The organism is Gemmatimonadaceae bacterium, from assembly GCA_036504815.1.
Lineage (GTDB): Bacteria > Gemmatimonadota > Gemmatimonadetes > Gemmatimonadales > Gemmatimonadaceae > PNKL01.
The window spans coordinates 1-10,086 of the sequence record DASXUN010000026.1 but is presented as its reverse complement, the minus strand read 5'-3'; the positions used below and the strand labels follow the sequence as shown (position 1 = coordinate 10,086).

Here is a 10,086-nt window from a genome sequence, read left to right as displayed (position 1 = left end):
CCTCTACCCCCTCCCCGTTCCGTGAGAGGAGGAAGACACCATCCTCCCCCACCCTACGTACAGATGCTGTACAATTGTGTCGTCTCCCTTCCGGATCTTCCAATGGTCGTGATGCAACAGACACCGAGCGCGGCGCAGATCCGCCAGCAGGTACAGAGCGAGGTGCAGCGGGCCGTCCAGTCGGCACGGGAGGCGCAGGTGGCGGCTCAGGGTGGCAAGGTCGGGACGCCGCAGAATCCCAGCGCGCCGGTGGCGCCGCTGCCGCCCGTGCCGGAGGGTGGCGGCCGCCTGATCATCGACCGCCAGGGCGACCGGACGGTGCTCACGGCCGCTTCGCTGCCGCCCGATGTGATTCCGATCGCGCGGATGGCGCAGGAGACGGCGCTGGGGCTGATGGGACTGATCGCGGCGATGGTGATCCTCGGCCCACTCGTGCGGATGATCGCGCGCCGGTTCGACCGCCGGACGGAGATCAAGGCGGGGGGCGAGCACACGCAGGTCCTGCAGCAGCAGATCCTGACGTTGCAGCAGAGCGTGGATGCGATGTCGCTGGAAGTGGAGCGAATTAGCGAGGCGCAGCGGTTCCAGACCAAGCTGCTGAGCGAGGGGCGGGGGCCGTCGCACGGGTGACCTTCTGACGCGCGCACCGCAGGGTGCGGACGAATCCCGGCGAGCGGGCGCGTTTCAAGATTCGGGGACCAACAGCATGAGGGCCAGCAGGCGCGGGGTGCGCGTCGCTGGCCCTTCACTCGTCTGCGGAGAGGCGATCTGAGAAACCGCACGGCAGAGCGCGTCGAGATCTTCGAGACGTGCGGCTTCCGTGAGCGCGAACTCGGCGCCAGCCCCGCGAAGCGTGGCGAGGTGCGCGCGTGCCGCCATGATGCGAGGCTCCACCGTAGACCGCTGATGCAGCGGCACCGAGCGCAGGGCGCGATCGAGGCGCTGCTGAATTCTGGCGCGCACCGACTCGCCGCCCTGCTGGGTGCGCGCCAGCCACGCGGATTCCGCCGACCGTCGCCACGACTGGATTTCCCGCCGCGCCGCGTGCAGCTGGGTCGCCGGGACGTCGACGGACGCCGCGACCGCGATCTGGCGCAACGCGTCCAACAGGCTGTCATCATCCTCGGTGACCGCGCCGCGCGCCCCGCGAAGCACGTGGGTGCGTCCGCCGCCATCGCAGAGTGCGGCGATCCACCCCGCGGTATCGCTGCGTACCGCGGCTACCCGTGCCGCGCCGCCAGTCGTCGCCAACCACGGCCGCACCAGCTCCATCAGCGCTTCGCGTGCCGCCCCGGGCGCCACGCCGGCGCGCATCGCGGTGCGCTTGGCCTGCAGCCGCTTGCCAATAGCGAGCAGGCGGGCCGCACCGTGCGGCGACCGCATGGCGTACACGTGCACTTCCTGATGTGGCGAGTCGAGGCGGAGTGCGCGCCCTTCGCGCTGTTCGAGACGCGCTGGCGTCCACGGCTGGTCGAGATGGACGATGACGGATGCCGCGCGAAGGTCGAGCCCTTCGCCGAGCAAGTCGGTGCTGAGCAGGAGCCGCAGGGGCGTGCGCGCGGTCGGAGTAGCGGTCGCCGCAAGCATGCCAAGCACATCCTGCCGTCGCAGTCCATCGCCGGCCGAGCGGACTCTCTGCGCCGTGATGGCCACGATGCCCGGCTCGAGACGCAGCGCGCACCACAAGGCGTCGATCGTGCCGGCGTAGCGCGAGAATGCGATGACCGTCGCCGCCGGATGTCTCGCCATCACGGCGCGCAACTGCGCGCCGCGCGCCGCGGTGTCAGCCGCGCGTGAAGCGGCGACGCGCCGGCGGAGCGTCCGCAACGCGCGCACGTGGGCTTCCAGCGCTTCCCGGGCGCCGCTGGTGCCGCGCGCCGCTGGCGTGGCGACGAGTTCCGGAAAGGCGAGCTGTGATGACGTCGACGTCAGCATCCACGCGCGCAACTCGTGCCGTGTGGGCCAGCGGCCGGCGGCGAGCGCATCGTCGAGGGCGGCAGCGCGCAAGATCAGGCGGTTGAGCGTGTCCTCGAGCGCGGCAATGCTCGACGACCACGCATGCGCGAGAATCAGGCGAAGCAACGCCAGCGCGGCACGGCCATCAGCCGCCGGCAGCGGAGGGGGAAGCGTGCGGAGCAGGTCGGCCACATCGGCCTGCGGTGGCGGTCGCAGCCAGCGAACGGCGCGACGGAGCGGCATCGCGTGCCCGTCTGCGTCGCGCCGGACGATGAGGTGCGCCAGTGTGCGCGCGGGCAGGCGAGCGGCGGCATCGCCAAGGAAGAGGCCGAAGAGCGCGTCGCGATCGACGGCACGGTTGTGCACCGGCGTGGCAGATACGAGCAGCACGCGCTTTCCCAACGCGAGCGCGGCGGCGTGGGCATAGCGCTGCGTGTGCGGATTTCGCAGGTGATGCGCTTCATCGGCAATCAGCAACGCGGCGCGTGACCGGATCGGTCGCCGACTGAGGGTCTCCATCGACGCCCATTCGATCGGCAACCCCGTCATCGCCGCCGAGCGTTGCCACTGATGCCGCAGGGCGGCCGGCGCGACGACGATCGCGCTGCCGCAGGCACGGGCGACGGCGAGTGCCACATACGTCTTCCCGAGTCCCGGCGCGTCGGCGAGCAGCGCGCCGCCATGCGTATCGAGCGCGCGGAGCAGGCGGCGAACGGCATCCACCTGGTGAGGGCGCAGACGGACGCTGCCGAGTTGTTCCGCGGGAATCGGTCCGGCGTCGCCCCCGAGGATCGCCGTCGCGAGACGGCGTCGCACCGCTATGATCGGGTCCACGTCAACAGCGGTTCGACGTGCGACGCGGCCAATCGGAAAGCGCGGACCGAACAGTCATGCAGCTCCTGCGGCGATGGCGCGGAGCCGTTGCGCGCGGCGCGGCCGAGTGGCGCGAGAAGCCGTCGCGCCACGGTCCACTCTGCGGGCAGTGGCAAGCGCGCCATCGTCCAGCCGAGGAACCGATGGTACTGGCCACGCGCGGGCTCGGCGATGGCCGCGAGCCAGGCGGTGGCCAGCGGCGCGTTGAGCCAGGCGGCGAGTGCGTCAGCATCGGACTCGCCATTGGCGCGCACGACGTAGCAACTGTTCAGCGGCACGGTATCGTCGTCGGGCGAAAGCACGACGGCTCGCGGTGTCCGCCCGACGTCACCCCAGACGACACGCCAGCCGGCGACGGCGGCGTCCAACCGGAAGAGCGACCACCAGCGGTCGCGGGCGCGAACGTCGGCGCGCCGCTCGAGCGTGGGTCGCCAATGGGCGAGCCAGCGTCCGGCGCGCGGTGGCAGCGTGCGCATCGGCTGCTGAGCGGCGTCGTGCGTCCAGATCATCGCGTGCTCGATCGGGCGTGCCGTGAAAGGCGACAGGTCTTCGCCGCGCAGGGCGGGGCGCAGCAGGGCGCGCTCGATGAAGCCATCGTGCGTGCCGCTGCGTACGCTGCAAACGCTCCCAGGGGCGCGACCCCGCCAGCCGGCTTCGGGTTGCACGACGAAGGCGTCGTTGCAGCCGCTCTTCACGCCGAGTAGGGGGCGACCAAAGCTGGTGTTGGCCAGCGGCACCCCCGCGGCCGCCAGTGCGTCGAACGCCGCGCGCACCGGAGGCGGCAGCAAAAGCCACGGCGCGCCCTCGGTCGAGTCGAGTGGCAGCTGTGCGCGTCGGTCGGTCCATCGCAACTCCACGTCGCGGCGAATCAGGGCGCAGGCGACCGCACCGGAGTTCTCGCGCGGCATGCCGCGCGGCTTTCGCGGCCTCGGCGCGGGACTTGCCGTCTCACCAGAATGATTGCGCTGCGCCATCAGCACCGCCGGGTAGACCGCGGCATCGAACATCGCCCGGCCGGCGGAGTGATCTTCACACGCGAGCACCGACGTCGATCGGGCGAGCAGCGCGCGCAGGCCTCCACCCGCAAGGCTCCGAAAGAGCTTCGCCGGGACGAGCAGCGCGAACACGCCCCCGGGGCGCACGAGGGCCGCCGCCCGCTCGGTGAAAAGCGCGGCGAGATCGGCCTGCATGCCGAAGCCGGTCATCGCGCCGCTGGCGGCGGCGCCCGCGCGCCACGCGGCGTGGCGCATCGATTCATAGTGGGCGCGCAACCCGTCACGCTCCGCCGGGGGAATCCGGTGGAGCCGCACCCACGGCGGGTTGCCGACGATCACGTCGAAACCGCCGCGCCGGGCCACATCGCCGAAGTGCGACGCGAACCCGAAGGGGACGGCGCCGCCGGCGCGAAGCGCCGCGAGCGCGCGGCGCATCCCCTGCGCCTCGTGCCGCCACTCGGCCAGCGCCGCGCGCTCGGTGGCCGTGGCCACGCGGCGCCCGCCGAAGAGGTCGCGGCCGCGCAGTGCACACACCAGGTCACGCCGGCGTGCCGAGCAGGCCGCCAGCCGCTGGCGCCACGCGTCGACAGCGAGCAGGCGCTCGGCCCGATCCAGCGCCCGCTGCAGCGAGCGCTTGCGCGGGCCCGTGGCGCGCGCGTACCGGTCGCGCAACCGCGTGATGCCGGCATCACCCCCGGCGGCGATGTCGAACGCCGGCCCGGCGAGCGCATCGGCGCAGCGGATGTGCCGGTCGAGATTCGGCAGTGGCGGCACGCGCAGCGGATCGCGCTCCGGGCAATCGACCACCACCGCGAGCCAGAGCCGCAGTTCGCAAAGCCAGACGGCCGTGGGGTTGATGTCCACGCCAAAGATGCATTGTGCGAGAATGTCGCGACGGCGCGTGTGCTCGGCGCGATCGTCGTGCGCCGCCGCGCCGAGGCGCGACAGCTCGTGCATGGCATGCACGAGAAACGCCCCGGTGCCGCACGCGGGATCGAGCAGGCGAAGGGCACCCAGCGCCTCACGCAGGCGCGTGGCGTCAGCCACGTCACCCACGCGCCCGGCACGCGCCTCATCGAGCAGGTCGTGCAGCCCCGCATCGGTCAGCGAGGCATCGAGCGCGAAGTCGGTGATCCGTCGAATCATCGCCGGTGGTGTGTAGTAGGCGCCGCTGCTCCGGCGCTCGTCCGACGCCATCAGCGATTCAAAGGCCCGGCCCAGCATCTCGGGATCGACGGCCGCTTCCGCGAACTCCGCGGAGCCTTCGTGCGCGGTCACGCGATACCGTGCAAACAGCCCGCCTACGACATGGGCGATGTCGAGGTCGGCAAAGCGCAGGGCGCGGTGCCGTTTTTCCAGCGCATCCCGCGCGAAGAGACCGCCGTTGAGGAATGGCAGGCGGCCGAACGCGCGCGCCGCCGGTGCCCGCCGCGACATTGGCGCATTCAGCGTCCCGAACAGCAGCGGTTCGAGCAGCGTGCGATGCAGGTGTGCTCCGTGCGCCGCCACCTGGCGAGAGAGGAACGCCCGATCTCCATCGAGCCATCCCTTGGCTTCGAGGAAGGCGAGAAAGAGCAGTCGCGAGACGCAGCGAAGCGCGAGCGTGCGGCGCGTCGCACCATCGGCCGTGCCGTGCGCGCCGTCGGCGAGCGCGCCCACCGCCTGCTCCAGGTCCCGGTAGAAGCGCCGCGTCAGCTCATCGCGGCCGAGGACCTCGCGCCAGCGCAGGTGCGTGTCGAGATCGCTCTCGCCCCGCGCCGCCTCGAGGGCCCGGAGCGACTCGGCGTCGCCGGGCCGCACGGCCGTCGGGTCAACGAGGAGCGCCGCGGCGGACTGCGCTCCGCCGGGCGTTGGAATAACGATTGCCGTCTCGCCCTGTCGTTGCGTGGCGAGCACGAGCCAGAGCAGCTCCGGAGCGCGCGAGGCGATGCGCCGCGCGGCGCGTCCCGTCGCGTCTCGCAGGGGAACGGATGTCGGGACGTCGAGGACGAGCGCCCGCAGCGTCCCCGGTCCGGCGGCTACTTCGGCGCGACGAAGATCCTCGTCGAGTCCCAGGTGACGTGTCGCAGCCGCGTCGAGCGTTCCGGCGGGTGGATGAAAGCCGAGCGCCCGGAGCAGGGCCACGCGGCCGCGGCGATCTGACGCGCGCTGCAGCAGCGCCGCAGAGTCGGTGATGGTGAGCACGCGCCCATGGTGGGGCCGTGCCGTGCGCCGAACGTCACCGCGTTATCGCCGCACTGCTCAATTGCTTGCGAGAATCAGCGGCTCCATCTCGACCAGCGTCTCCACCAGGTGCGTCGGTCGCGCCGCTTCCATCGTCGCCCGGTCGTACGGCCCCGTCAGCACGCCGATGGTCTTCACTCCCGCCGCGTGCCCGGCGTACACATCGTGCGGTGAATCCCCAATGAACCAGGCGTGCGTCGCGGTGACGCCCAGCCGCTCGAGCGCCAGCAGCACCGGCTCGGGGTCCGGTTTGTGCTTCTCCGTCGCCTCGATGCCGATCAGCGCGCCAAAGCAATCGGTGACGCCGATGTAATCGAGACTGCGGCGAATCCCCGCCTCGACCTTCGAACTCACCACCGCCATCGCATGCCCGCGCGCGTGCAGCCGGCGGATCAGCTCCACCACGCCGGGATACGGCGACACCAGCCGGTCGTGATGCTCCACCTGATAGGCGCGGTACCGATCCCACAGGAACTTCACGTCGTCCTCGTCGTGCGCCCAGCGCCGCAGCATCGGCGCCAGCGGCGTGCCGATCAGCGCCACCCACTCCTCGCGCGTCGGCCGCGGCCCTTCGCGCCCATCGAAGGCGTGCACGGCGGCCTGGACGATGAGTTCGATGGAATCAACCACCGTGCCATCGAGATCGAAGAGGAGAGCGGGAGGAGTCATACGAGCAAGCTACTTCATGAACGGAACGAGGAGGAGGTAGAGGCCTCGCGAGGAGCGAGGAGACGCGGAACGAGGAGGGAGTTCACCGGCGCGCCAGTGACCTCCCTCCTCGTTCCACATCTCAACCCCCGTCCCCAAGCCTCTACCTCCTCCTCGTTCCGATCCTGTCACTCAATGACCGGCGGCGCCTCTGTCTCCCGTTCCCCATGCGCCAACACCATCGCCGCCGCCATATGCCCCGTCGTGTTCGTCGTCGTGCGGAACATGTCGAGGATCGTGTCCACGCCGAGCAGGATGCCAATGCCTTCGACCGGCAGGTTCACGACCATCAGCACGGGGACCATTGCGACAATCGATCCGCCGGGAATGCCGGGGACCGAGAACGAGGTCACCAGCGCCGTCGCGCAGATGGCCGCCAGCCCATCGGCGCCGATGGGCACGCCGTAGAGGCGCGCAATGAAGAGCGCACCGAGTATCTGTCCGACGCCCGCGCCCGGGCGGAAAGTCGACGCGGCGAGCGGGATCAGGAAACCGTGAATGGACGCCGGCAGGTGCAGCCGGTCGCGCGCCTCCTCGATCATCGCCGGGAGCGCGGCCATTGACGACCGCGCGCTGAAGGCAATGGACTGCGGCGTCAGCCAGACGCGCCAGAAACTCGCGAGCGGTGCGCGCCCCAGCCAGACGGCCGCGGGATACAGAATCGTCACGCAATACAGCACGCTGACGCCGCAGACGATCACCGTATATCCCGCCAGCGCGCCGAGCGCGGAGAGTCCCAGCTTGGCGGCGAGCGGCACGGCGAGGGCGAAGACGCCGTACGGCGCCGTGTCGATCACCCACCGCACCATCCGCAGCGTCGCATCCTGGATGGTCTCGATCACCGCGATGAATGGCTCGCGCTTCGCCGCGTCCACACTCGTGATCGCGATGGCGAAGGCCAGCGTGTAGGTGATGAGCGGAAGCATCGCACCGTCGGCCGCCGCCTTCACCGGGTTCAATGGCACCAGGTCGATGAACCACTGCGCCACCGTCGGCATCGTCCCCGGCGGCGCCCCCGCCGTGCTCGCCGTCGCGCGCAACGCATCCACGGCGGCCGGGTCGAGCGTGATGCGCGCCATCAGCGGCGCGCCCACGAGAATGGCCATCACCGCGGCGATGGTCGTGGCGACGACGAAGAACGTCACCGCGCGCCCGCCGAGCCGGCCGATCGTCGCGGGGTTTGGTGCCCGGTTCACGCCGGCGATGAGGCTGCTCATCACCAGCGGAATGACCGTCATGCGAATGGCGGCAATCCACATGGTGCCGGCGACTTCGAGAAAGCGCGCCGCCGGGGCAAACGGGCCGGCGCCTCCGGTGATGGCGAGCCCCACCGCGAAGCCGGAAAAGAGGCCGATCAGGACCTTGACGGCGAATGGCATGCGACGAAGCTACCGTGCGCCCTGGGGCTCGGCTATTGCGCCGGCGGCGGAAGCGGAGCCGGCGTCGCCAGCGGCTTGCCGGAGGGAACGATATAGGTGCTCAGCAGCTTCAGCGGACGCTTTCCCGTGTTGGTGGCGACGTGCGGCGTGTTTGGCGGAATGACGAACGAATCGCCCGCCTTGATGGCGAGCAGCGGCTGCCCGGCCAGGTCGAAGGTGGCCGTCCCCTCGAGGACGTATACGAACTCCTCGCCCGGGTGCGTGTGGCGCGGCGCCGCCCCGCCGACCGCGAGCTCGGCTTGCACCAGCACCCCCTCGAGTCCCGGCGCCGAGGCGAGCGCATGCGTCTGTAGCACCGTGCGCTTGAGCGGGGACGCCGGGGCGGCCGGCGCCGCTGGCGCCGCTGGCGCCGCTGGCGCAACCTGGGCGCGCATCGGCGCATTGACACTGCAGACGGCAGCCAGCACGGCGACCGCGGCGAAGAGACGGCGCATCGGATCCTCCGGAATTTCAGTCCCGCTGATCCTCGCTCGGCGCGCGAACCCCCGCAAGCGGAATCGGAGCCGCGAGGCGATATTGTCACCCGCGGCCCGCGACTCGGTGTCCGCCCCCATCCCGCCCGCATTTCCCGTCTTCCGTCCTCCGACTCCCGTCGCCTTGTCCCCCCCAGACTCCGAACTCTCCCGCATCGCCAGCGCGCTGGCCGCCCGCACGCCGACCCCGGCGCCGCGCGACGAGCCGTTCTATGAAGCGGCCGTAGCACTCGTGCTCCATCCGGGCGACGAGGGACTCGAGACGCTCTTCATCAAGCGCGCCACGCGTGAGAGTGACCCGTGGAGCGGGCAGATCGCCCTTCCCGGCGGCCGACGGAACCCCGACGAGGGCTCGCTGCTGCTCACGGCCGTTCGCGAAACGCTCGAGGAGATCGGCGTCGATCTCGACGCCACCGGCACCCTGCTCGGCGAACTCGACGAGCTGCGCCCGCGCACGCCGGTGCTGCCGCCCATCATCGTGCGCCCGTATGTCTTCGCCGTTGCGGAGCGGCCTCCGGTCGCACTGAGCGAGGAAGTGGCCGAGGTGTTCTGGGTGCCGTTGCGCGAGGTGTACGATCCCGAACGCCGGCAGGAGATCACCATTCATTTTCCGGGCATTCACACCAAGCGGTCGGCCATCGGCATTGGCGAGCATGTCATCTGGGGGATGACCGAGCATATCCTGCGCACCCTCGAGGGAGTGATGCGATGAGCGAGACGAAGCCGACGTGGGGCGGCGGCACGGCGCAGCGCACGATGTGGCTCATCGGATGCGTGCTGGTCTTCGGCGCGCTCCCGATGCTGGCCGATCGCTATGTCTACGACCACTGGTACCACGACAAGATCTACGACCTCGACTGGGCGCGATTGCTCCGGGTGATGGGATTCGCGCCGACGTGGAGCATCGCGGCGCTGGCGATGTGGCTGCACGAGCGGCCTGAGGCCGCGCAGCGTGCGGCGGCCCGCGCCTGGTACCTGCTGACGGTGCCGTTCGCCGGCGGCCTGCTGGCGGAGATCATGAAGCTCCTGCTGCGGCGCGAACGCCCCAACGTGCTCTCCGGCGACTACTCGTTCCGCCCGTGGAGCGAGCATCCGTTCTCCACCAGCGGCCTTGCCTGGCCGAGCAGCCACACGATGGTGGCGTTCGCCGCGGCCACCGCGCTCGCGCGCCTCTTCCCGCGCGCCAAGTGGGTCTGGTACTCCCTCGCCGCCGGCTGCGGCCTCACCCGCATCCTCGCGCGCGCACACTTCTTCAGCGACGTGACGCTGGGGGCGCTGTTGGGATGGTGGGTGGGATGGGGCGTGTGGTTCTTGGTGAGACCGGCGCGGAACGGAGAGGGGGTAGAGGCTTAGCGAGGGGGAATGAGATGTGGAACGAGGAGGGAGATCACAGGCGCGCACGTGATCTCCCTCCTCGTT

The 10,086-nt window shown here is 70.8% G+C and carries 8 protein-coding genes; 3 read left to right on the top strand and 5 right to left on the bottom strand.

Going from position 1 to position 10,086, the window contains the following annotated elements:
• Positions 1-102: 102 nt before the first annotated feature.
• Positions 103-630, top strand: coding sequence for a hypothetical protein (locus VGJ96_13550; protein HEY3288138.1), 528 nt, complete (start codon positions 103-105; stop codon positions 628-630).
• Between the two features lie 54 nt (positions 631-684).
• Here the strand turns inward: VGJ96_13550 and VGJ96_13545 are convergent, their stop codons facing one another.
• The 5 genes from VGJ96_13545 to VGJ96_13525 all read right to left on the bottom strand — a co-directional run bounded on the left by VGJ96_13545 (position 685) and on the right by VGJ96_13525 (position 8,628).
• A complete protein-coding gene (locus VGJ96_13545) occupies positions 685-2,790 on the bottom strand; it encodes a helicase-related protein (GenBank protein HEY3288137.1) in 2,106 nt (701 codons plus the stop codon).
• Positions 2,775-6,008 carry a DNA methyltransferase gene (locus VGJ96_13540; GenBank protein HEY3288136.1) on the bottom strand — a complete coding sequence of 1,078 codons (3,234 nt, stop codon included), beginning with the start codon at positions 6,006-6,008 and terminating at the stop codon, positions 2,775-2,777. Before VGJ96_13540 ends, VGJ96_13545 begins: the two co-directional genes overlap by 16 nt.
• Positions 6,009-6,065: 57 nt before the next feature.
• Positions 6,066-6,716, bottom strand: coding sequence for an HAD-IA family hydrolase (locus tag VGJ96_13535; GenBank protein ID HEY3288135.1), 651 nt, complete (start codon positions 6,714-6,716; stop codon positions 6,066-6,068).
• A 167-nt stretch (positions 6,717-6,883) separates the two neighbouring features.
• Complete coding sequence (locus tag VGJ96_13530; protein HEY3288134.1) at positions 6,884-8,134, bottom strand: dicarboxylate/amino acid:cation symporter; 1,251 nt, start codon at positions 8,132-8,134, stop codon at positions 6,884-6,886.
• Between the two features lie 32 nt (positions 8,135-8,166).
• Positions 8,167-8,628, bottom strand: a complete 462-nt coding sequence (locus tag VGJ96_13525; protein HEY3288133.1) for a cupin domain-containing protein — start codon at positions 8,626-8,628, stop codon at positions 8,167-8,169.
• Between the two features lie 163 nt (positions 8,629-8,791).
• Between VGJ96_13525 and VGJ96_13520 the strand changes: the two genes are divergently transcribed.
• Complete coding sequence (locus VGJ96_13520) at positions 8,792-9,379, top strand: CoA pyrophosphatase (protein HEY3288132.1); 588 nt, start codon at positions 8,792-8,794, stop codon at positions 9,377-9,379.
• Positions 9,376-10,020, top strand: coding sequence for a phosphatase PAP2 family protein (locus tag VGJ96_13515; GenBank protein HEY3288131.1), 645 nt, complete (start codon positions 9,376-9,378; stop codon positions 10,018-10,020). Before VGJ96_13520 ends, VGJ96_13515 begins: the two co-directional genes overlap by 4 nt.
• The last annotated feature ends 66 nt before the right edge of the window (positions 10,021-10,086 follow it).

Coding starts and splice junctions, on each gene's coding strand:
- VGJ96_13535 (HEY3288135.1), bottom strand. CDS start 6,716: ATGACTCCTCCCGCTCTCCTCTTCGATCTCGATGGCACGGTGGTTGAT.
- VGJ96_13530 (HEY3288134.1), bottom strand. CDS start 8,134: ATGCCATTCGCCGTCAAGGTCCTGATCGGCCTCTTTTCCGGCTTCGCG.
- VGJ96_13550 (HEY3288138.1), top strand. CDS start 103: ATGGTCGTGATGCAACAGACACCGAGCGCGGCGCAGATCCGCCAGCAG.
- VGJ96_13515 (HEY3288131.1), top strand. CDS start 9,376: ATGAGCGAGACGAAGCCGACGTGGGGCGGCGGCACGGCGCAGCGCACG.
- VGJ96_13525 (HEY3288133.1), bottom strand. CDS start 8,628: ATGCGCCGTCTCTTCGCCGCGGTCGCCGTGCTGGCTGCCGTCTGCAGT.